Here is a 21,435-nt window from a genome sequence, read left to right as displayed (position 1 = left end):
ACACACTCATTACTCCCAGTGTAACGAAATTCAACTTCAGTATTGAAAAAATCGTCATACCAATCACAAAACCGCCCTCCCCGAACGGTACGGGGAAGGCGGTGGGCTAATCGTCGTGAAGCGAAATCCTAGCTTGCGGCGACCACTGCGCCGACGTGGTTATGTCCGCGCTGATTGGCGTGGAACGGCATGTGGCCAGGGCCGCCATAGAAATCAATCACGCCTGCCCACATGCGCTGATCGTCTGGGGCGCACATGTGGTTGTCGCGGGTGGAAGGCTTCAGGTCAATGAACTCGGAACCGGTGGCGTTGGCAGCATCAACCAGCATCCACTGGCCAAGCACTTCCCATTCGGTGATCTTCTGGAAAGGAGTGACATCCGAGACATTTGGCGCGACGTGGAAGAGGCAGACGTTGCCGTTGCCGTCGCTGATCTGCGGGTAACCAACGAACTGAATGCGCGCGTTTGGTGCGGCCGCGCGGATGCGATCGACCTGTGGGCGCATGTAATCGACGAAGCGCTGGCGGACAACATCGTGTGGCTGGCCGTCGTTGTTGTAGGTGTCGTTGAAGCCAACAGAGATGAGCACACGCTCGGTGGCGCTGTTGAGGCCCTGAGTGTTGAGCGCGCGGTCAACCTGAGTGGACAGCTGCGGGCCCTGGGAAATGGTGACGGCGCCGGTGCAGGAGTAGTCATTGGCCTGCAGGCCGAGCTGACCGGCAGCAATCTTGCCAAAGCTAGTGTTGCTGGTTGGGCACCACGTCGCGGCGTTGGAGGAGCCGCGCGCATCCAAACCCAACTTACCGGCAGCCCATTCAGGCACGGTTGGATCCGAGACCCACGAATCTCCGAAGATGACCAGGTTACGACTTTGCGCGTTCGCCTTCGGCGCGTGAGGTGCGACTACCATGCCGATGGCAGCAAGCAGGACCGCGACGAGAGCAACGATTTTGCGGCGGGAAGCTGAGAACAGCATGGAGCCCACTTTCTTGTTTGCTTCTTGTTTTCTTCTTATTTCCGTCAGATTTTCCGTCAGGATCGTACGAATTTCATAAAAGAGTGTCAATGGGCACCTTAAGCGCCATGGCTAACTCAATGCAACCGCTGTGAGTAAATTGGGGGAAAATCCCTCCAGTATCATTGGCAACTTTAGTCACTTTCATTTATGTTGTCATGGAAAAAGTTTTGCGTTCCAAATCAAGATCTGTGGCCTGTGCTAAGTAAATATGCAACACTTTGGAAACCAAAACCGATACCTTTATTGGCGCTATTCCCGACCCGCAATTCAAGGATTAAAATGTCGACGCTTTCCCCTCTGGGCAAATTCGCTTTCAACACGCAGGCGCTTGCTAAATTCGTGCCCGCTGTGATCCGCTCCGGAATCGTCGGCAGCGAAGGTGGCCCCGCAGCCGCAGCAACCATGCCCGGTACGCTCGCGCGCTACTGGTTCACCACCGCCCGCGAGATCGAGCAGGGTGCCGCACAGAGCCCGCATCGCAATGCACTTATCGACGACGATGGCGTCCTCTCCTACGCCCAGATGCGCGACCAATCCAAGCGCCTGGCCAAGTGGTTCCTCGAAGTCAAGGACCACGCGGGCCTCAAGGACCTACACATCGGCGTGATGGCCCGCAACGGCCGCGGCATCCTTTTGCCCATGACCGCTAAGGGCTACGCCGGCGCCACCTTATACCTGCTCAACGTGGGTTCTTCCCCCGAGCAAATCCTCGGCTGCATCGAAGAGAACAAGATCAATGTACTGCTTGTCGACGATGAATTTGCCGACCGCATCCCCACCGATTACCCAGGTCTCACGGTTGCCTACGCGCACACTTCCGAGCCTCATACCGATTACCCATCGGTCCAGGAAATCGTGCACGCTCCGGACAATGGCTACAAGCTGCCCGTCTGGCCAAAGCACGGCAACATTGTGCTGATGAGCTCTGGCACCACCGGCATCCCAAAAGGCATCCTGCGTCCCGAGCCGAAGCTCCCCCTTGTTTTGGCGGGCCTGCTAGAGAAGCTCCCCTGGCGCGCTGGCATGACCGTGCAAATGAGCGCTTCCATGTTCCACACCTGGGGCTGGTCGGCAACCAACATTGCTTTCGGCGCCCGCAACACTGTGGTCACCCAGCGCCACTACGACCCGCGCAAGGTCTTCGAGCAGATTGTCAATTACAAGTGCGACGCGCTTATCTCCTCGCCAATCTTCTTCAAGCAGATGCTCGAGCTCGAGGACCACGACAAGTACGACACCTCGTCTTTGAAATTCATCGCTTCCGCAGGCCACGCGCTGACCCCCGAAATAGTGCGCACAATGAACGACCGCTTCGGCCCAATCCTGGCCAACATCTACGGTTCCACTGAGCTCACTCTCGCAGCGGCAGCCTCGGCCGAAGAGGTCGCAGCCGACCCGACCGTCGCAGGCCACATTTCCTCGGGCACCGTACTGAAGCTTTACGACGACAACGACCAAGAAGTCCCACAGGGTTCCGTCGGTCGGATCTTCCTCAATAACTCGACCTCGTTGGTGGGTTACTCCAATCCGAACACGCAGATGGTCAAGATCGGCGACCTCGTCGAAATGGGCGACCTCGGCTACTTCGATAAGCACGGCCGCCTGCACGTGCTCGGCCGCGTCGACGACATGATCATCGTCGGTGGCGAAAACGTCTACCCAGCCTCCGTCTCCGATGTCTTGGAGTCCATGCCCGGCATCGCCGACCTTTACGCAGGTGGCGTCGAGGACGAGGAGACTTTCGCGCGCATCGCCGTGTGGATCGTGCGTAGCGACGACGAAGCCGGCCGCAACCTCACCGCCGACGCCGTGCGCGAGTGGGTCCGCGATAATCTGGCCAACCACTCCGTCCCGCGCGACGTGAACTTCGTGGACGAGCTGCCCCGCAACGCCGTGGGCAAGGTTGTGCCACGCTTCCTGCCGGAGTCGGTGCGCGAGGACTAACCGTCTGCTTTAACCACCTGCGGGCATTATCGACCACACTGGTTTTATGCCCATCGTTCTGGATCTAAGACGCCTCATTTTTGCGGGTGGCCGATTCTAGAATCGACCACCCGGAAAATGACCTTAATACTGGATCAATACTGGATCGCAATTCGGCCATCAATCTTGCCGTTACGCATGCGCTCAAAGACGTCGTTGACCTCGCCTAGCGAACACGACGTTACCGTTGGTTTGATCAACCCTCGTGCGAAAAAGTCCAGCGCCTCAGCCATGTCCTGGCGGGTGCCAACAAGAGAGCCGCGGATGGTCAGGCCCTTAAACACGATATTGAATACCGATGCAGGGAACTCCCCTGGCGGAAGTCCATTAAACACGATCGTGCCGTTGCGACGGGCCATGTCAAGAGCCTGCCCGAAGGCCGACTCATGAACAGCGGTCACAAGCACGCCGTGCGCGCCTCCTTCAGTGTATTTCTGAATGGCCTCGCCCGGATCTTCATTCCTCGCATTCACTGTAAATTCAGCACCGTGCTTGCGTGCCAGCTCGAGCTTGTCATCAGCAACGTCAACTGCGATCACACGCATGCCCATCGCCACGGCGTACTGAACTGCAATATGCCCAAGTCCGCCGACACCGGAAATCACCATGTACTGGCCTGGACGGGTATCAGAAACCTTCAGCGCCTTATACACGGTCACACCGGCGCAAAGGATCGGTGCCGCTTCGAGGTAGTTGACACCCTCAGGGATGCGTGCGGCATATCGCGTATCAACGAGCATGTACTCACCGAAGGAGCCATTCTGGGTATAGCCACCGTATTCTGCCTCATGGCAGAAAGTCTCCCGACCAGTGATGCAGAACTCACAGGTTCCACACGCACTCCAGAGCCATGCATTGCCCACGATGTCACCGATTGCTACGTCGTGCTCGCCCGGCCCTAACTTGACTACTTCGCCAATCCCCTCGTGACCAGGCACAAACGGCGGATTAGGCTTGACCGGCCAATCGCCCTCCATCGCATGAAGGTCAGTGTGGCAAATGCCCGAAGTCTTGAGCTTCACCAGTGCTTGGAATGGCCCCGGCTCTGGCAGATCAATATCTTTGATGGTGACAGTGTGTCCGAATTGCTCAACAACGGCTGCGGTAAATTGCTGTGGTGCTGCGGTAGTCATAGATGTTCTCCAATTTTTGGGTATGCATCTCAGCCCTGCCAGTGGACAGGGCTGTGAATTAGGGGAAGTGACTCGAAACAGACATGGAGTGCAAAAGCTAACAGGATATAGTCTTTTGTGATTTGTAACATAGCTCCATGCATTAGCCAGCCTAATGGCTGAATTGCTATTGAACAAGGTTTGAAAACGAAATAGTTTCGCCGGCGGGCATTATCGACCACACTGGTTTTATGCCCATTATCTTGGACCTTAAACGCCTCATTTTTGCGCTTGGCCGATTCTAGAATCGACGAAACCCCAGTTCAAACTGTCTGAACTGGGGTTTCAATTGAGCCGCTTGCGAGAATCGAACTCGCGACCTTTTCATTACGAGGAAGAAATATGCCCTGGGGAAACCACGAGGAACATCATCTACCAGCGGGTTAGCCCCCGTTCAGTCTTGTTGAATCAGGGAGAATCGGCGGGGGTCGCGTCCGTTTTGTGTCCACCACTCGCCTAGCCCAGGCGCACGAGCACGAGGAGTAGGCGGTTCTGGTTCCACAGGTGCAGGGCGCGATGCGGGGTAAGACTTCCCGTCCGAACCGATTGAGGTGGACCGTTGGTCCACCTGCCCTCCCTCCTCCAGCTCCTGCCATCCGAGGTGGTGCCATTGTCCAATTTGGACAATGCTCCGGACTGCTCCATTTCTTTGCGCACAGTTCCAGCCGTTGTTGTACTTGCCCCGGTTCGTCGCGCGTGCTCCCGGTACTCATTTTTGAGTAAAAGTCCTGACCTGCACAAACACCAATACCCCCAGAAGGCCGTGAGAGCGTTCCAGGGGTACAACAGTGCAGGCCACCACCATAAAACCGCTTAAAACGGCTCCTACAGCGGCACTAAATCAATAATCTTTCCGTGAAGCACGAGTGAGATTGAACTGACCAGGCACCCAATCACCAGGCCGGCCATCCTTCCCTCGCGCAAAGTGCCCACCCTCAATATGCCAAGCAGCCGGGTGATCGTTATAAACATAACGATCTTTCCCCTGCTTCTTAACCTTGAAGTTTCCGGAAAACTCGCCAGAATCTCGATGCTCAGCAGCAGTAGATTCAGCCTGCGCCCGCATCTCCTCAGCTACCCTATCCATTTCGTCTTGCGCCAGTTCAGCAGCGACAGCATTCGCAAAATCAAATACATCAGCCATTATTCAATCCTTTCTAAGGCCAAGTCGTTGAAGGCTCCAACGACTCCAACAACTCCTTAAACCGCTTAGCATCCTCAACAAGTTCATCGAGAGTGTCACCAATCAACCGTGAAGCCAAGTGCAACGGCAAACCAACCTTGTCACAAGCAATCAAACGATTATCCCCAGACTTAGCCACCTCAGGGCGAACCACAGGCCCCGGCGTAGGGACTTCCTGCACAGCCACCGGCCCATTCTTCTTAGACTTCATAAATCCGCGCCCCAATCTCTTCCACAGTTTCCTCACCCTGCATGACCACCCGGTAATCCCGAGAAGTCACAGGCATGAATAGTCGTTGCTCCGCTGACTCCGGTGAACCATCAGCCACATTGCCGTAATCATCAACCCGCATCTACAACACCAACATTGGCTTAGAACGAAACTCCTCCAACAGCTGCATACCTTCGAGATCACGGCGACGATTCCACTCAGCTGCACGATCACTCCCCAGGGGCACATTCGCACGAGCAGCAGTCAAGATAGCCTTCTCATGCTTCCAGGTGTCGATCTTGTCCATGAATGCCTTACGCTCCGCGTACTCCTCAGAAGAACCATCAATGACAGGTTCAAGCGCATCAACATGGCCACCAATCACCAGATCATCAAGAGCGAGCACAGCCGCTTCCTCAGCACCAGACCACAACAACGAGTGCTGCAACGGTGCAGGCGCATTCGGATTCGCGCGCCCACTCGCGGTGTACTGGCTAGGCAACTCGCCCAACTGTTCAGCCACATACACCAACGGCGGGACAGAACGAGGAGACCAGAAAACCCACACCTGAGACAAACGGCGCACCTGGTCAATCTCAGCACCAGACAAAGCATTCAAATCAACCTCATTAGCCAACCGGCCCAACTTGCCAGGGCCACGCATACCCTTAGCAAAGTCCTTCAAATGCTCAGGCAACGCCTGCCACGTCTCCACCATCTCAACCGCGGCCTGGTCCACAACCTTGGCCACAGGCTCCCGAAACGACTCCAACAGAGACTTACGAGACCACTCAGGCCTATCAAGCTCCGCACGCAACTGAGCCTTAGCAGCCTGACGAACCACCGCATGACGAGAACCAGCCTGCCCACGAGGAACCGTAGCAGCCGACGAAATACGAGCAGCCACAGTCTCAGGCTTCAACTCACCCTTAGCGAACCGCTGCCCCAACTCCCCCAACTTCTCAGGCGACAAAGCACTAACCCCACACGCTTCATCAAGCTCTTCCAACTTCGCTTGCACCGCCCGGTCCGCTTCCTCCAACTCCCCAAGCAGTGGCGACTGAACACCAATCACAGGGAAAGAATCAAACTCTTCCAAACGAGACACAAACGACTTCGACTTCACAGCCATCAATTTCCTTCTTCCAAATAGTTGTACTTATCACCCATGATCTGATCCATCGACGGGCCAGACACATCAGTCTTACGTTTCTTCTTCACAGTGCGCTCCCCACGCCGATACGCGCGATCAGCAGCAGCATGAGCAGCCCGGCAATCATCGCAAGGACGCTCCCCACGCTTAGAATGCTGCCGATAACCCGCATTCGTACCGCACTGAAAACGACTCCTAGGCTCCAACTTCATCTTCGGCATACATCAAGCGTTCCAGATTGGTATGTGTCTGGAACGCTCCGCGACTCTGGAACCCACCAGCCAAAAACCACCCTGCTTTTTCAATACGAAAACGGTTTACAAACCGATTACAAAAACGCCCCAAGGCACCCCAGGGCCAAACGACAACAAAACCCAACAATAACCAGGCCACCAAACGAAAACCACCACCAAAAAGAAGTCTGGAACTAAGCAGCAGAATCAGGGCGCGAGCAAATGACCCAATACCGAGAGGTCCCCCGGAGGATCGGGCGACCGAGTCCCCCGCCACCCCGTGGGGTCGGCTCAATCATTGGTGCCTACCAACCATGTGTGTGGCTGTGGGTGCTGGCGTGCGCTGCGTTGAATCAAGAGTTGTTTGAAGTTGTTTCACGTGAAGCAAACAACGTTGTTGTTCACCATTCAAGAAGTGTTGGTCTTTGGTTTGGTTTTCTTCTTCCATCTCCACGAGAAGAGTTACAACTTCTGTGTGCTGGTCTGGTTTCTCCCATGATGTGACCACCAGCTGCGAGTGGTACAACGTGGTCGAGGGTGAACGCGTTCTCGTGGTGGTAAGGCAACTGAAGGTCGATTTCAGAACCGCACAACCAGCAGACTGCGAGTACTGGGTCTTTCTCTAGGCGTTTGCGTTCTCGTGTGACTTTGTTTCGCCATTGTCGTTTGTCGCGGTCGGTGTTGGGGTGGCTCATGCTGCTTTGGTCCAGGTTTTGTATTCGTGGTGGGTTTCCCCGAGTAGGGCTTCATTCTCGGATAGGCGACCCTTTGAGCCTGGTGGTTCGCCTTGGTCCCATTGGCCACCATCATCTTCTTGGTTGGCTTCTGGGTGTTCGTGGTGGAAGCGTAGGCGTGCTACACCGTCGGTGAAGGGTATCCAGGCGGCTGTTCTGAACCTGGGCCAGGTGCGGCCCATGATGTGGTGGATGGTGTCTTTGGGTACCCCGATTTGGCGTGCGAGGGCCCTGTCTTTGGGGATCGTGCCTAAGGCTTCCCACGCTTGGAGGAGGTAGTCTTCCATCTCTTCGACGGTGCGTTCTTTGCTGCGGGGGTTGTGGTCTTGACCGATGGTGCCTGCACTCAACTGGTTGTAGTGCTCTTCGCAGAGTCCTAGGCCTTTGGGGTCGGGGTCCAGGCGGGGGCGGTGGCAACCGCATCGTAGGCAACGTTTCAGCGACATGTGAACCTTCTACAAGAATTAGTGAAGCCCCCTTCACCTGGCAAAGCAACTTGGGGTGAAGGGGGCTATTGGCAGGAGAAACTACTGCTTTTGTCTCAACATAGAGTGCGGCTGGTTGGTTCCCGTACCACCAGTACATCAACCGGCCACGGTTAAAAGTCTACCATTACCTAGACCATTTAATCATTCGGGGAAGGGTGGTTCTCTTCTTTCTCATTGAAGATTTCCAGAGTGTCCGTGATCTGGTTACAAAGTTGAATCGCGGTTTCTTGGGGCAAGTCGAGCATGTAGAAGTACCCATTTACGTTGTGGATTTTGACCATGACGTTCTGATTGCCGCGAGGGTCCGTTGATGGTTCAACGGTGATGCCTACATGCTGGAAGCGGCCTTTAGGTTGAGAGAATCGCCCGTTCATGATGCGTCCTTCACTTTCAAGTATTTGCCGGTGTTGTCTCGGCGGATTACGCCTTCGGTTTCGAGTCGGATAAGTTGCTCTTCCAGGCCGTTAGGGGCAATGAAACGTAAATACTCAGATTCGTAATTCTTAGACATGATTCTCTTCTTTCTTGCTGGTGGTCCGGTTAGGCTGGTCCCCCTCTAGTAACCGGACGATGCGGACGAACGGGACAAAGTGGTCTTGCTGGTGGTCCGGTTAGGCTGGTTCGTCCGGTACGTCCGGTTTGTATAGGGTGGTCAATAGGCGATCTGTAAAGCGGACCAAGCTGGTTCAAAATCGTGGCGAAAGTATCCACGTTCACGACTGCCACCTGGTAATCGGTCTGCACGTATCGAGTACTTACTGGACAACATGCGACCCATACCCTGGGGAGACAGTGCACCTTTGCCACTACCAATGCCCCACATCTCGGGCGAGTGCATAGACAATGTTCGTAAGAGGTCGGTTGTGGCAAAGAATGGTTGTTCTTTAGGCCATACCGCTGCAATATCCTGTAACAGGGCTACGTGCCTTTTGGTGCGAACTAAACCCGCTTCTTTATCCATTTTCATTTGCTCCAAGTCATTTTCGATTAGTTTGATGCAGCGAGATTCCCATTCATTCCCTGCGAGCTTCGCCACCCGGTAAAGAGGCAACCACCGTTCACGATTGCGACCCTTGAGGTCTTTCAGAACGTTCTTGGACATGTCAGGGCGATTCATCGACACGGTTTCCCGGACACTATTTGCCCATGCTTCAATCTCGTTGTGAAGTTCGTTTGCAGATTCTTCGATCATTTCCCAATCAGAATCTTGAACAGTGCCGTCGAGGTCTGGGAGAAGAAGGACTGAGATGCACCGACTCCTAGTATCGTCGGGAAGATCAGGGGAATTTCCAGCCATCGCCACCGGCCCATAAGTAGACATTTCAACGGGGTCCCAAACCGTAGCACCATCCTCATTCTTTTTTTGAACGAGTACGGGGCGTGATGCTCCACGGCGGTAACCAGAATTTAGGACGGCCAAGAGTTCACCCACGCCGTCAGCTTTAGGGTGCAAGGTGCGGTCTGCTTCATCAATAAGGATCGTTCTTGGCTCTTTTTCCAACAGGCGTGCAAGCAAAGAGGGTGACGATAACGACGCGGCTTGAACAGGCTTGAAACATAGATGCTTGAGGTGATCTAAGACGGTGGTTTTACCTGAGCCAGGAACAGGACTATCAAGTAATAGCCGTGGAGTCGTATAAAGTTCGCTAGCCAAGTGCGTGTGCAGTACCCACAACGTCAAGGTATGTAGGTCACTTGTTTGTGCTGTCTTGACGTAGGTAGAGAGCCATGCTTCCACCATTCCGGCGATGGTCTGCGAGTCCAGGACTTCGGGTTCACCGTTAGACACCGATTCGTTCGCAGATTCGAAGCTATTTCCAGTTGCAACAGTGAGGTCTGGGCGGACTTTTCCGACTGTTACCTGTGCCCGCTGGTAAATATCGTCGGGGCTTGTCATTATGCTGCGTCCTCCTTTGCGGTGAGTTGGTTGAGGTGGTTGTAGATGGTGAGTAGTTCTTCGCGGTTGCGGTTTATGCGGGCGGTGATCTCGTTTAGAGGTGCCGTGAATATGTCTTCGGGTGGTTGGTGCATTTCGAGGAGTCGTTGCCGGAATCGGTCTTCTGTGATTCGTGCTGCGAGTTCTTGGAGTATCGCCGGTGTTCGTGGTTTCACGTCTGAGGTGATAAGTGCTTGCCACCATGCAGCGAGTCCTTGATTGGCCATGAGTCCGTTGGCTGTGAGGTACGAGTTCACGTCTGTTTGGCTTATGCGATCATCGGGCGACTTGGTGGCTACGTATTTTATGGCGGCGTGAAGTTTCGCGGCCTGCCACGGCAATACGTCAGGGTGCATGAGGTCGAGGGCGCGGGTAGCGTCAGCCCCGGTGAGTTCCAGGACGGTAAGAAAGTATTCTTGGATGTGGCCGGTGCGCATTTTCGTGTTATAATCCACTTATAACTCCTTACGTTGTTCCCCCCTGGTTGCTGCCGGGGGGTTTCTTTTTGGTTTGGGTTGTGTGGCTGGCTCCTAGGCTCGACTCACACCGCTTATGCGGCTTTGTGCTAGTGCTTGGTCGTGAACCAGCGGCACCTGGGAGTGCTGCACAGCTAGCGAAGTTGGTTACCGTTCGCCGCGGCTAAGAATGGTTGAGGGGTCATCTTCGGACCACGGGCGGTTGAGTTGATCTTGAACAGCGATTGAGAGATGCCGGATAAGGCCTAGTGATTCGGTGATGGATAAGCCACCGATCTTGCCGACAACGTTGATGCCCGTGGCATCGATGGTCACGCCTGGCTGGTTAAACATTCTGATTATCCCTACTGTTTTTGACGTCTAGTGCCCACTGTTCGATGGTGTATTCCTTCATTTCCCGGTTGAGGTTGGAGAGGTATCGGCAGGTTTCGCACTCCTCCATTCCTTCTGTTTGTTTGCCTTTCTTGTAGGTTTTTCTGCCACTTGGGCGGGTCTTCTTCGGGATGATGTGTCCGCAGTAGCATTCAAAGTGGGAGTCGTATTCGTGGACTTGGATGTGGCTGACTTTGGTGGGGTCTTGCATCGGTGGTGGCTCCTAGTCCTTCGGTACTTCGAGTTCAGCGGATATGAGCACGAGCATTCCGAGAATGCCCAGGGCAATAGCGCTCAGAGTGTTCATGACAGAAGTTCACCGCCCTCTTTGAGTGCGAGCATGAACAGGTTGCTGGCAAGTTCCATGGCCTGGTCGGGGTTCATGTTCTCGGCGCCCAGGACGTGCAGCCCGTAGAGGTCTGAAACAACAGCGGGTTGAGGTGATTCGGGTTCTGGCTGGTGTGGCATTGGTGTTTCTCCTTATCGGTGGTGGGTTTAGGCGGCAGGTGGCAACTCGTCGGTACGGGTACGGCGGTTCGACTTGAGCCAGGCGAGTACGTCTTCTTCCAGATAGAAAACTCGACGGCCAACTTTCGTGTAGGCGGGGCCTGTTCCCGCGTAACGGTGGTGTGCCCAGGTGGAACGATTAGTCCCAGGGAACTTGTCAATCATGTCTTCGATGGTGAGTGGGTCGCTCATTCTCTTTGCCCTTTCAGTGAGTGAGGTAGCTTGTTCGCTCAAATAGAATTTAACCCAATTAGATCGACTTAGCTAGCTCGCTCATTCGACTTAGCTAACTCGCTCATGCAAAAATGGGCACCATGCAGGAGAAACATGCAGAACTACCCGATACCCCCGAACAGGGATTCGTTACCACGATCGACTACATCACCACCGACGATGGACCCCGCGCCAGAAAAATCACCGTTGAAGCGACTGGGGACAAGGCCGTTAATTCGACAGTCCTTCGCAAGGTCAACCCCCAAACCACAATGCGGCAACACCTACGCGAAAACACCGGGATCAACGTCGAGACCAGCGACCCAGTTCGGCTTGTCCAATGGCTAGATAAAGATCACCGCAAACTTGGAATACCGGCAGGTGTTGACATGGCACTACGCCTTGAAGCAATCAGGCAGGTGTATGAGCAAGCAGCAGCCAATGGTGAGCCACCAGCCCAGGCCGTAGCCAACGCAATGGGTGCATCACTAGCTACAGCGGGTAGGTGGATTAGGAAGTCTAAGAATCAGCTCGGTTGGTCATAGTGGCATCGATTGAGCCTTACGAGACTAAGCAAGGTCTCCGTTACCGTGTTCGCTACCGCACACCAGGTAGGAAACAAGGCGCTAAACGGGGATTCATCAGGAAGAAAGATGCCGAAAAATTTGCACGCGAAATAGAGACTGCGAAAGACACAGGCCAATTCATCAACCCATCATCAGGGAAACTCACAGTCGGTAGTTTCTACGAGCAATGGGAGCAAACCCAAGACCTGTTAGCGGTACGCACGAAACGTAGCAATCTTTCTGCCTACAAGGTCCACGTGAAACCACACTGGGAAAACAGGCAGATTGGCCAGATCACCACTCCCCAGGTACGGCAATGGGTTATCGACCTGCAAGGCCAGGACGTGAAGCGCGCAACAATCCTGCGAGCAATCCACGTTCTTCGCGGGATACTCAACACAGCCATCGAGGATAGGAAACTTGCCACCAATCCAGTCCAAAACGTCAAACTTCAACGAGACGTAGACAAGCGCCGGCCTTACCTGACAGCACAGCAGGTCGAGTTGTTAGCGGGTGCCATGGCCACCGACAACGATAAGGCGATTGTGTACACGCTGGCTTATTGCGGGTTACGCATCTCCGAGTTGGCGGCAGTTACCGTTGAGGATTACCAGCCACGGCGCGCGCGGTTGAACGTCTCCAAGTCGGTTAAGGGTGATGGTGCCATTGGCCCCACGAAAACGTATGAGAAAAGGCAAGTACCAATCCCAGGTTTTCTCGGTGAGAAACTTACAGAACTCAGCAAGGCCAAGGGGAAGAAACACCCGCTGTTCGTGTCCCCTGAGGGCCACAGAATCGACGTAGACAACTTTCGGGTACGAGTGTTCAAACCAGCCGTTGAAGCCCTGAGAATCGAGCACAACGACTTCCCTAAGATCACTCCCCACTCGCTTAGGCACACGTGCGCTTCATTCGCTATTAGCTCGGGCGCGAACGTGAAAGCAGTCCAGGGCTTATTGGGCCACGAATCGGCGGCGGTCACGTTGAACGTCTATGCAGACTTGTTCCCAGATGATCTTGACGCTGTAGGGGTAGCACTGGACACATTTAGATCAGAACAACTTGTGTCCAAATAGTGTCCAAATAGAACTTATCGAACACACAAGTGTTCCAGAAAGAAGTAACCCCCTGCCACCTTTATGCAGGTGAGAGGGGGTTTATCTTGTTGAGCCGCTTGCGAGAATCGAACTCGCGACCTTTTCATTACGAGTGAAACGCTCTACCGACTGAGCTAAAGCGGCAACCGACACGTAAACGTGCGGATATCAGCTTAACCTAAGCCAGCCGAAACTTTAAAATTCGCAGGTTACTTCACCTTGCACGCCTTTCGGATCGCGCCAATCATGCCGAAAAAGGCAGTCTGCGGACCCACGGACTGTGAAATATGCACCCGGCATTTCTCAATCGCATCTTGGCATGCGACAAGCCCTTCCACGGAGACCTTCTCGGCAATTTCTCGCGAGAGCCCCTCAAAGTCGGGGTGCGTCAGCTGCAACTGCGAACCAGCCTTGATTATCAGCGCGTCGCGGTACACCCCAGCAAAGTCCACTAGGGCAAGATCCATGGCATCGCGTTGACGACGAGTACCGCGCTTCTTTTGCTGGGCCTCCAAATCCTTCACGGCTTTGGACGCACCGCTCAGTGCCCGTGCAGCACCCTTACCTTTCGCGCCCATGCCAAGTGATTGTTCCAGTTTCTCGCGCTCCACGGTGTCCTGTTCAGCGTGCGCTTCCTCGGACTCCTTCTTTATCGCCGTCAGCAGCGCACCAACCGCCTGGAAGGATTGGTCGCCGTGGAAAATCAACTCGGCCAACTGGATCACCTGAGCGCGACGCTTCTGAATCGCCTCGCTTTTAATCAGCGCACGCGCACGCCCGATGTGGCGCAGAGATGTCGCAGCAGCCAGCTGGGCATCGCTTTCCGAGGCTCCCTCTTCCTCCATCAAAATACGCATCACTTCGCGCATCGAAGGCTGCGGAATATAGAGGTGCCGACAACGCGAGCGCAGCGTCGGCGAGAAATCCTTCGGATCGGTCGAAGGGGCACACAAGATGATCACGGTCGAAGCTGGTGGCTCTTCCACAGTCTTAAGTAATGCGTCTCGGGCGGGAGGGCTGAGCCTGTCGGCATCTTCGACGATGACAACGCGCCACTTGGCAATCGTCGGTAAGCGAGCTGCTGGTGCGATGATTTCATTGCGCACCGTGTCGATGGAAATGGAGAGCTCTTGGGGCACGACATGCACGATGTCGGTGTGCGAATCGCCAAAAGCATCTAGGCAGCTTTGGCATCGCCCGCAACCAGGCTCGTTCGGGTCGGTGCAGACTAAAGCTGCGGCAAAAGCGACAGCGGAATTAGATCTGCCGGAGCCCGGAGGACCGGTAAACAGCCACGAGTGAGTCATCGCATGTGCATCGGCACCGTGCTCGCCGCGGGCAGCACGCGCGGCGGAAAGAATAGTGTCTCGCACTGTCGGGCTGTCCGCCAACCGCTGAGAAACGCTGCGAGTGTTCACTTCAATTACCCTACTACTTCCCGTCCGCACCATCGTGTCTGATGAAAACGATAGACTATATCACCATGAACCGATTGTGGCGTGGGCTGAAATGGCTGTGGGGCACTTCGTGGCCCCGACATGCCATAAACGTGCTGGTAACCAACTTGCTGGGCGCCATCGCCATCATGCTGTTTATCCGTTATTTGGTGCCTATGTCCGAGGTGGAAGAGTTCGCCTCGGAGGCCTCCCAAATGGTTACGGTCGGCATTGTTTACGTCATCCTGGCGGTAGTCATCGGAGTGGTGGCCACCTTGGTCATTGTTCGGCCGGTGTTGGACTGGCAGCGTCACCCTGATGATCATGATCCGAACATGGTGCGCAATCTGGTTATGCGCCTGCCGCTGCGGCAAACCCTCGTAGTGGTTGTGGTGTGGGCAATTGGCATCGTAATCGCCGTGATCGCGGCTGCTAATGTCAGCAGCCAATTCGCCATTGTCGTTGGAGTATCCACGTCGCTGACCTGTCTGGTCGTCTCCCTGTTGACCTATTTGCAGACTCAGCGCATGGTCCGTCCGATTGCCGCCGAAGCCTTGGCGCGCAATTTCGAGGACTCCACGATGGAGCCGCCGATTAAATACCGGCTGCTTCTGACCTGGTTCATGACTTCGGCGGTGCCGCTGATCGGTATTATTTTGCTGCTCGTGGCACAGCACCAGGGCTTCTTCGATGGCAATCCGGGTGAGCTGATGCCGGCGCTACTGGCAATCGCAATTACCGCGATCATTACCGGTTTCTTGGGCATGATGTACGCAATCATGAGCGTGGTCGACCCGATTGAGGAGCTCCAAGAAGCCATTAACAAGGTCCGCCGTGGCGAAACGGACACGCAGGTCGATATCTATGACGGATCCGAGCTCGGCGTCCTGCAGGCCGGTTTCAACGAGATGATGCGCGGACTGAGCGAGCGTCAGCGCGTTCGCGATATCTTTGGCAGATACGTAGGCACCGAGGTCGCCCAGAAAGCCCTCGAGGAAAAGCCCGAGCTCGGCGGCGAAGACCGCAAGGTTGCTGTCGTGTTCATTGACGTTGTCGGCTCGACAACCTTTGCGGTCAACCACACTCCTGAGGAAGTGGTCAACGCCTTAAACGAGTTCTTCGAAATCGTCGTCGACGTGGTGCACCGCAACAAGGGCGTGATTAATAAGTTCCAGGGCGATGCTGCGCTGGCCGTATTCGGCGCTCCCCTCAACCTCAATGACTCCACCTCCCATGCCCTGCAGGCAGCGCGTGAGCTGCGCTCCGAGCTGCGCGGTTTGGAGCTTCAGGCCGGCATCGGCGTTGCTGCGGGCCACGTCGTCGCGGGCCACGTCGGCAGCCACGACCGCTTCGAGTACACCGTCATCGGCGACGCTGTGAACTCAGCCGCGCGCCTGACCGACCTGGCCAAGGACACCCCGGGTGGCGTTCTCACCAACGCCGCCACGCTGCGCGGGGCAAACGAAGTGGAACAGGCACGCTGGACACTGTTGAAATCCATCGAGCTGCGCGGTCGCCACAAGATGACTCAGTTGGCCCGCCCAGTGCGCGCCACTATGGCCGATCGTTCCTAACTTCCCAGATAACGAAGTTATCTGGGAAGTTATTTAGCCACACCGTCGGTCAGCAGCATCTGGCCGACAGACTGTGCGCCCACAGTAAACGCGTCAAGCAGGCGCGCACCCAACCCCTTTTTGCCCTTCAGTACGGTGTTACGCACAACGCGCGCGCCCTCAGCAATAACCACCAGGTTCGCGCCGTGGCTAATGCCGGCTTCCTCCGTGGTGGTGCTGCGGAAGCGCTCGTCGTTAGCTAAAGCCGCCGTGACCACCGTGGCCGCGCCACCGATTGCGGTCGCAGGCACCAACTTCGGATTCTTCCACGCCGCCAGGCCAACACCGGCGGCCAGCACGCCAGCAGCAGCGATCGCACTCGGGGTAGAGATTGCAGCACGCTTATCGACGAGGCGTGTAATGAAACCAGCTTGATTTCCCACAACGGCTGCCACACCGAGGCCGCTTGGATTCTCAGGAACACGGGACTGCTCGATGGAAGCCACGGCCCCCGACGCAAGGCCTGCCCCGAGTGCGACCTTTTGGTTGGTGCGCTCCGGTGAACGCACGGCTTCACCAGCCAGCAGAGGAAGAATCAGCGGCTCGACGATCCGGGAGAGCTTCTCCCAACCGAAAGTACGTGCCCAGCAGGTCAACTCGGTCGCACCAAGAAAGGCGATCCGCTCGGGGCGATCGTTGACCTTCTTGACCGACGAGACAAAAGCCTCAATCCCTTGATTAGTGCGCTGCGCAAAATCACCGTAGCCGAGTTCCTGTGGCATGTCCTATTTCCTCCTTGAGCCTGCTTTGACTACACGTTTGGTTGTTTGCGCAGGCTTTTTAGCCGTTGTTTTATTAGTACCCTTTTTAGCTGTCTTTTTCGCAGAAGTCTCGGAAGTCGCCTTTTTGGTGGACTTCTTCGTAGACTTCTTGGTGGTTTTCTTAGCCGGTGTCCCGCCGTCAGCTTCACGGGAACGGCGTGCAGAAAGCAGCTCGTTGGCGCGCTGGTCGGTCATGGTCTCCGGGGTATCGCCACGCTGCAAGGATGCGTTGGTCACACCGTCGGTGACGTAGGCACCGAAGCGACCGTCCTTTACTGTCATCGGCTTGCCGGAAACGTCGTTGTCGCCCAGCATCTTTAGCGGTGGCTTCGCTGCCGCGCGTCCACGACGCTTCGGCTCAGCGTAAATCCGGCGAGCTTCATCGAGCGTGACAGTAAAGATCTGTTCCTCATTGGCCAGGGAACGCGAGTCGGTACCCTTCTTCAAGTAGGGGCCGTACCTGCCGTTTTGGGCAGTGATCATCTCACCGTCGGAAGGGTCCTCGCCCACTTCGCGTGGCAAGCTGAGCAGCTTGAGTGCCTCGTCGAGGGTAATCGTGGCAGACTCCATCGAGCTAAACAGCGATGCCGTCTTCGGCATGAGACGCTCGTCGACAAGCTCGCCGATGCGCTTTTCTTTTTGCTTCTCGGCAGTCTTGGTCTCCCAATTCTTCGCCCGCTTGCCCTCGGAGGCGCGCTGCGCATCCTCGGCGGCGCGCTCCTCGGCGAGAATCTTCTCTGCTTCGGCCTCTGCCTTTTCCTTCTCGTCGTCGCGGACTATCTCGGTCACGTACGGGCCATAGCGGCCTTCGCGGGCAACGATCATGCGACCGTTTTCTGGGTTTTCGCCCAGTTCGCGGCCGGTCTGCGGGGTGGAGAAGAGCTTCTCCGCCATCTCGAGGGTGACCTCGTCAGGAGTTGCGGATTCCGGCAAATTGGCGCGCTGGTACTCCGGCTGTCCCTCGTCGTCAATGCCTACTTGGCGCTCAATGTAGGGGCCGTAACGCCCGACGCGGACGTTGATTGCGCGGCCCTCGGAATCGTCGAAAAGCTTCAGCGAATTGACCTGACGGGCATCGATGGACTCGAGGTTCTCCTCGATCATCGACTTCAAACCACCGCGACGCGCGATGGATTCCGCCATCGAATCGTTCGCGTCGGCGTCGCCGAAGTAGAAACCATTGAGCCACTCGGTGCGATCGGACCTGCCGCTTGCGATCTCGTCGAGCTCATCTTCCATCGAGGAGGTGAAATCGTAATCAACGAGCGTGTCGAAGTTGTCCTCGAGGAGGCCGACCACGGAGAACGCCACCCACGACGGCACCAGTGCGTTGCCGCGCACAAATACGTAGCCACGATCCTGAATCGTCTTGATGATGGAAGCGTAGGTCGACGGGCGACCAATGCCCAGCTCCTCCATCTTCTTGACCAGGCTCGCCTCGGTGTAGCGCGCAGGAGGATTCGTGGAGTGCCCGTCGGCCTCGATCTTGACGGCCGTGAGCGGGTCGCCCTTGGTCAGATTCGGCAGGTGCGATTCCTTGGTGTCCTGGCCATCGGAGTACGCGCGCAACCAACCCGGGAAGGTTATGGTGCGGCCGGTAGCCGTAAATTCCACGGCCTCGCCAGTCGTCGCGGTGCCTGCAACCGTGACCTTCATCGACTCGCCCTTGGCATCTGACATCTGGGATGCCACGGTACGCTGCCAAATCAGCTCATAGAGCTTGAATTCCTCGGCATCGAGGGAATTGGCAAGCTGGCCCGGGGTGGCAAAGCGCTCGCCAGCCGGACGGATTGCCTCGTGCGCCTCCTGGGAGTTCTTCACCTTGCGGTCGTAGGTCCTCGGCGAGGAAGAGACGAAGTTCGCCCCGTACAGCTCGGTGGCAGCGTCGCGGGCGGCCTTCAGTCCCTGGTTCGACAGCGAAGTCGAGTCAGTACGCATATAGGTAATGTGACCGTTTTCATAGAGCCTCTGCGCGATGCGCATGGTGCGCGCCGAAGTAAAGTGCAGCTTGCGTCCCGCCTCTTGCTGCAGCGTCGAGGTCATAAACGGCGCATACGGGCGACGAGTATACGGCTTGGTTTCTACCGATTCCACGGCCATCGGCTGCTTGTCCAAAGCATCGGAGAGCTTTTCGGCAGCGGCCTGGTCTACCACGTAAACATCGTCGTCAGTTTTCTTTAACTCACCGCGGTCAGTAAAGTCGCGGCCTTGAGCTACACGACGACCATCCACGCTGGTCAGCTTCGTATCAAATTCCGCAGGTTCCTCTGCGGTGTCCTCGCGGCCAGTGTTCAACGTCGCCGTTAAGTCCCAATACTCAGCGGAGATAAACGCCATCCGCTCGCGCTCACGCTCGACGATCACGCGCGTTGCCACCGACTGCACACGCCCTGCGGACAGACGTGGCATAACCTTCTTCCACAAAACTGGGGAGACTTCGTAGCCGTAGAGGCGGTCCAGGATGCGGCGAGTTTCCTGGGCATCGACTAAGTCCGTGTCCAGCTCACGGGTGTTTTCGGCCGCTTCTTTGATCGAGGACTCAGTGATCTCGTTGAACACCATGCGCTCGACGGGGACCTTCGGCTGCAGCACCTCAAGTAGGTGCCAGGCAATTGCCTCGCCCTCACGGTCCGGGTCTGTTGCCAGCAGGAGTTTGTCGCTCTGCTTCAGCTTGGCCTTGAGGTCAGCAACCTTCTTTTTCTTGTCGTTGCTGACAACATAAATTGGCTCAAAGCCAGCCTCGGGGTTCACACCAAGCTTCGCCCACGGTTCCTTCTTATATTTATCGGGAATATCCGCAGCACGTCCAGGAAGGTCGCGAATGTGGCCTACTGAGGCTTCGACGATGTAGTCGTCACCCAAATAGTCCTGGATCTTCTTAGCCTTCGTCTGGGACTCGACGATGACTAGGGTCTTGCCCGACCTGTTACCTTCCGCCACTGCGTGTGTACCTCGCTCTTATTAGGTGCTTCATTCGATACTTCCGTGTTCTTGGCCTATTAATTTGATCAATTCGGGCCACCAAGTCTTTATCGAACACCACTTTCGTATCTTTTGTATTCCGAGATTTACCACGGAAAGATGCATTGGGGGTAAAAATTACAAATTTTTCACCCGTCACGCTACGACCTTGAAGTGGTTTTAACTGACAATAACACCACCACACAAATCTGTATCGAACGTATTATGGGCCTAAAGTTCTAGAAAAGTGTTAAACAGCAGGCACACGGAGGTACTCGTGGCAGATCAAATCGTCATGTGGGTCGAAACACTGATGACGATGCCCATTTTCTATCCTTTAGTGGTCTTGCTCATTATCGGCGACGCACTGATCCCACTTATCCCATCCGAGTCGGTATTGAACTTGGCAGGCGCGTTCTCCGGTTCTACCGGTGCGCCGAATGTGTGGTTGGTCATTGCTGCCGCAATTATCGGCGCGATGATAGGCGACAATATCTGCTACATTCTGGGCACTAAGCTGGTGAAATTCGTCAACCGCCTTGACTCAGAATCTAAAGCCGGCCAGGCCGTGACATGGGTGCGCAGAAACATGCGGCGTCGCGCGGGCGTGACCATTATCGTTGCTCGATTCCTGCCGTGGGCCCGATGGGTGGCCACAATCATTTTGGGATCGGTGCGCTACCCCTGGCCGATGTTTTTCATTTACGACACTATCGGCGTGGTCATCTGGGCTTTCCAAAGCGTCCTGATCGGCTACGCCGGTGGTGCACTTTTCCAACAGAACCCGCTCCTGGGCATGATTTTCGGTGTGACCTTGGGCACGCTTGTCGGCGCGCTGATTCAGAAAGTGCAAGAGCGCCTCTTCGAGTGGGCCGACGAGCGCCGCGGCTACTCCACTCTCTAGCGGATTGAACTAGGGGTTCGCATAGAAAAAGCACCTAAGCGCAATGCTTAGGTGCTTAATTGTTTGTCGCGAAAAGCGAAGGCTTACAGGGCGGTAACCTGCTGTGCCTGTGGGCCCTTTGCGCCCTCACCGATCTCGAACTCAACCTTCTGGTTCTCCTCGAGGGTACGGAAGCCGTTGCCCTGGATCTCGGAGTAGTGAACGAAAACGTCGGACGAGCCGTCGTCTGGAGCGATGAAGCCGAAGCCCTTTTCAGCGTTGAACCACTTGACAGTTCCGGTAGCCATATTAATAGACCTTTCTAGGTTGCCGGTTGTATTTGCGGTGCCGACGATTGTCGACCCCGGGTCTTTCCGAATCACCAGGTCTAACTAAACCTGGTGCCCGCGGATAAAGTTCCTTCGCGAGCACCTAGTA

General features: G+C 55.7%; 25 protein-coding genes and 1 tRNA gene. 5 read left to right on the top strand and 21 right to left on the bottom strand.

The window, feature by feature from the left end; translation table 11 throughout:
* Positions 1–128: 128 nt before the first annotated feature.
* Positions 129–977, bottom strand: coding sequence for a GDSL-type esterase/lipase family protein (locus ACXZ66_RS02035; RefSeq protein WP_458750149.1), 849 nt, complete (start codon positions 975–977; stop codon positions 129–131).
* Positions 978–1,298: 321 nt separating this feature from the next.
* On the opposite strand from ACXZ66_RS02035, the gene ACXZ66_RS02030 reads away from it, so the two are divergent.
* Complete coding sequence (locus ACXZ66_RS02030; RefSeq protein WP_458750148.1) at positions 1,299–2,963, top strand: AMP-binding protein; 1,665 nt, start codon at positions 1,299–1,301, stop codon at positions 2,961–2,963.
* A 134-nt stretch (positions 2,964–3,097) separates the two neighbouring features.
* On the opposite strand, the gene adhP is transcribed toward ACXZ66_RS02030, so the two are convergent.
* From adhP to ACXZ66_RS01955, 15 genes are all read right to left on the bottom strand, one after another.
* A complete protein-coding gene (gene adhP, locus ACXZ66_RS02025) occupies positions 3,098–4,135 on the bottom strand; it encodes an alcohol dehydrogenase AdhP (RefSeq protein WP_458750146.1) in 1,038 nt (345 codons plus the stop codon).
* 495 nt (positions 4,136–4,630) lie between these two features.
* Positions 4,631–4,831 carry a hypothetical protein gene (locus ACXZ66_RS02020; protein WP_458750144.1) on the bottom strand — a complete coding sequence of 67 codons (201 nt, stop codon included), beginning with the start codon at positions 4,829–4,831 and terminating at the stop codon, positions 4,631–4,633.
* Between the two features lie 184 nt (positions 4,832–5,015).
* On the bottom strand, positions 5,016–5,318 hold the full coding sequence (locus ACXZ66_RS02015) for a DUF5403 family protein (RefSeq protein ID WP_458750143.1): 303 nt from the start codon (positions 5,316–5,318) through the stop codon (positions 5,016–5,018).
* Positions 5,319–5,331: 13 nt separating this feature from the next.
* Positions 5,332–5,568, bottom strand: a complete 237-nt coding sequence (locus tag ACXZ66_RS02010) for a hypothetical protein (protein WP_458750142.1) — start codon at positions 5,566–5,568, stop codon at positions 5,332–5,334.
* Positions 5,558–5,710 (bottom strand): hypothetical protein, encoded by a 153-nt coding sequence (locus tag ACXZ66_RS02005; protein WP_458750140.1) that lies wholly within the window; start codon positions 5,708–5,710, stop codon positions 5,558–5,560. The genes ACXZ66_RS02010 and ACXZ66_RS02005 overlap by 11 nt, the downstream gene beginning before the upstream one ends.
* Positions 5,711–6,700 (bottom strand): hypothetical protein, encoded by a 990-nt coding sequence (locus ACXZ66_RS02000; protein ID WP_458750139.1) that lies wholly within the window; start codon positions 6,698–6,700, stop codon positions 5,711–5,713.
* Positions 6,701–7,645: 945 nt separating this feature from the next.
* Positions 7,646–8,134 carry a hypothetical protein gene (locus tag ACXZ66_RS01995; protein ID WP_458750138.1) on the bottom strand — a complete coding sequence of 163 codons (489 nt, stop codon included), beginning with the start codon at positions 8,132–8,134 and terminating at the stop codon, positions 7,646–7,648.
* Positions 8,135–8,313: 179 nt separating this feature from the next.
* On the bottom strand, positions 8,314–8,550 hold the full coding sequence (locus ACXZ66_RS01990; RefSeq protein WP_458750137.1) for a hypothetical protein: 237 nt from the start codon (positions 8,548–8,550) through the stop codon (positions 8,314–8,316).
* On the bottom strand, positions 8,547–8,687 hold the full coding sequence (locus tag ACXZ66_RS01985; RefSeq protein ID WP_458750136.1) for a hypothetical protein: 141 nt from the start codon (positions 8,685–8,687) through the stop codon (positions 8,547–8,549). The genes ACXZ66_RS01990 and ACXZ66_RS01985 overlap by 4 nt, the downstream gene beginning before the upstream one ends.
* Before the next feature lie 141 nt (positions 8,688–8,828).
* A complete protein-coding gene (locus ACXZ66_RS01980; RefSeq protein WP_458750134.1) occupies positions 8,829–10,073 on the bottom strand; it encodes a DUF3631 domain-containing protein in 1,245 nt (414 codons plus the stop codon).
* Positions 10,073–10,567, bottom strand: a complete 495-nt coding sequence (locus ACXZ66_RS01975; RefSeq protein WP_458750132.1) for a hypothetical protein — start codon at positions 10,565–10,567, stop codon at positions 10,073–10,075. The genes ACXZ66_RS01980 and ACXZ66_RS01975 overlap by 1 nt, the downstream gene beginning before the upstream one ends.
* A gap of 168 nt (positions 10,568–10,735) precedes the next feature.
* Positions 10,736–10,921: a hypothetical protein gene (locus ACXZ66_RS01970; protein ID WP_458750131.1), complete on the bottom strand. Its 186-nt coding sequence runs from the start codon at positions 10,919–10,921 to the stop codon at positions 10,736–10,738.
* Positions 10,914–11,171 carry a hypothetical protein gene (locus ACXZ66_RS01965; protein WP_458750130.1) on the bottom strand — a complete coding sequence of 86 codons (258 nt, stop codon included), beginning with the start codon at positions 11,169–11,171 and terminating at the stop codon, positions 10,914–10,916. Before ACXZ66_RS01965 ends, ACXZ66_RS01970 begins: the two co-directional genes overlap by 8 nt.
* 92 nt (positions 11,172–11,263) lie before the next feature.
* Positions 11,264–11,428, bottom strand: coding sequence for a hypothetical protein (locus ACXZ66_RS01960; RefSeq protein ID WP_458750128.1), 165 nt, complete (start codon positions 11,426–11,428; stop codon positions 11,264–11,266).
* Positions 11,429–11,455: 27 nt separating this feature from the next.
* The gene (locus tag ACXZ66_RS01955) at positions 11,456–11,659 is read right to left on the bottom strand and encodes a helix-turn-helix transcriptional regulator (RefSeq protein ID WP_458750126.1); all 204 of its coding nucleotides are present in this window, start codon (positions 11,657–11,659) and stop codon (positions 11,456–11,458) included.
* A gap of 122 nt (positions 11,660–11,781) precedes the next feature.
* Here ACXZ66_RS01955 and ACXZ66_RS01950 point away from each other — a divergent pair, with 122 nt between their 5' ends.
* A complete protein-coding gene (locus ACXZ66_RS01950) occupies positions 11,782–12,225 on the top strand; it encodes a hypothetical protein (protein WP_458750125.1) in 444 nt (147 codons plus the stop codon).
* A complete protein-coding gene (locus ACXZ66_RS01945; protein WP_458750124.1) occupies positions 12,225–13,322 on the top strand; it encodes a tyrosine-type recombinase/integrase in 1,098 nt (365 codons plus the stop codon). The genes ACXZ66_RS01950 and ACXZ66_RS01945 overlap by 1 nt, the downstream gene beginning before the upstream one ends.
* A gap of 92 nt (positions 13,323–13,414) precedes the next feature.
* Here the strand turns inward: ACXZ66_RS01945 and ACXZ66_RS01940 are convergent.
* Positions 13,415–13,487: transfer RNA gene (locus ACXZ66_RS01940), tRNA-Thr, on the bottom strand.
* A 65-nt stretch (positions 13,488–13,552) separates the two neighbouring features.
* A complete protein-coding gene (locus ACXZ66_RS01935; RefSeq protein WP_458750123.1) occupies positions 13,553–14,761 on the bottom strand; it encodes a DNA polymerase III subunit delta' in 1,209 nt (402 codons plus the stop codon).
* A gap of 65 nt (positions 14,762–14,826) precedes the next feature.
* Here ACXZ66_RS01935 and ACXZ66_RS01930 point away from each other — a divergent pair, with 65 nt between their 5' ends.
* Positions 14,827–16,353 carry an adenylate/guanylate cyclase domain-containing protein gene (locus tag ACXZ66_RS01930; RefSeq protein ID WP_458750121.1) on the top strand — a complete coding sequence of 509 codons (1,527 nt, stop codon included), beginning with the start codon at positions 14,827–14,829 and terminating at the stop codon, positions 16,351–16,353.
* Positions 16,354–16,382: 29 nt separating this feature from the next.
* Here the strand turns inward: ACXZ66_RS01930 and ACXZ66_RS01925 are convergent, their stop codons facing one another.
* A complete protein-coding gene (locus ACXZ66_RS01925; protein ID WP_458750120.1) occupies positions 16,383–17,114 on the bottom strand; it encodes a lysoplasmalogenase family protein in 732 nt (243 codons plus the stop codon).
* A 3-nt stretch (positions 17,115–17,117) separates the two neighbouring features.
* Positions 17,118–20,093 (bottom strand): type I DNA topoisomerase, encoded by a 2,976-nt coding sequence (topA, locus tag ACXZ66_RS01920; RefSeq protein ID WP_458750119.1) that lies wholly within the window; start codon positions 20,091–20,093, stop codon positions 17,118–17,120.
* A 298-nt stretch (positions 20,094–20,391) separates the two neighbouring features.
* Here topA and ACXZ66_RS01915 point away from each other — a divergent pair, with 298 nt between their 5' ends.
* Positions 20,392–21,018, top strand: a complete 627-nt coding sequence (locus ACXZ66_RS01915; RefSeq protein WP_458750118.1) for a DedA family protein — start codon at positions 20,392–20,394, stop codon at positions 21,016–21,018.
* Positions 21,019–21,101: 83 nt separating this feature from the next.
* On the opposite strand, the gene cspE is transcribed toward ACXZ66_RS01915, so the two are convergent.
* The gene (gene cspE, locus ACXZ66_RS01910) at positions 21,102–21,305 is read right to left on the bottom strand and encodes a transcription antiterminator/RNA stability regulator CspE (protein WP_026196370.1); all 204 of its coding nucleotides are present in this window, start codon (positions 21,303–21,305) and stop codon (positions 21,102–21,104) included.
* Positions 21,306–21,435 lie beyond the last annotated feature (130 nt).

This window comes from Corynebacterium sp. S7, assembly GCF_054401105.1.
This window is presented reverse-complemented; position numbering and strand designations above follow the sequence as displayed.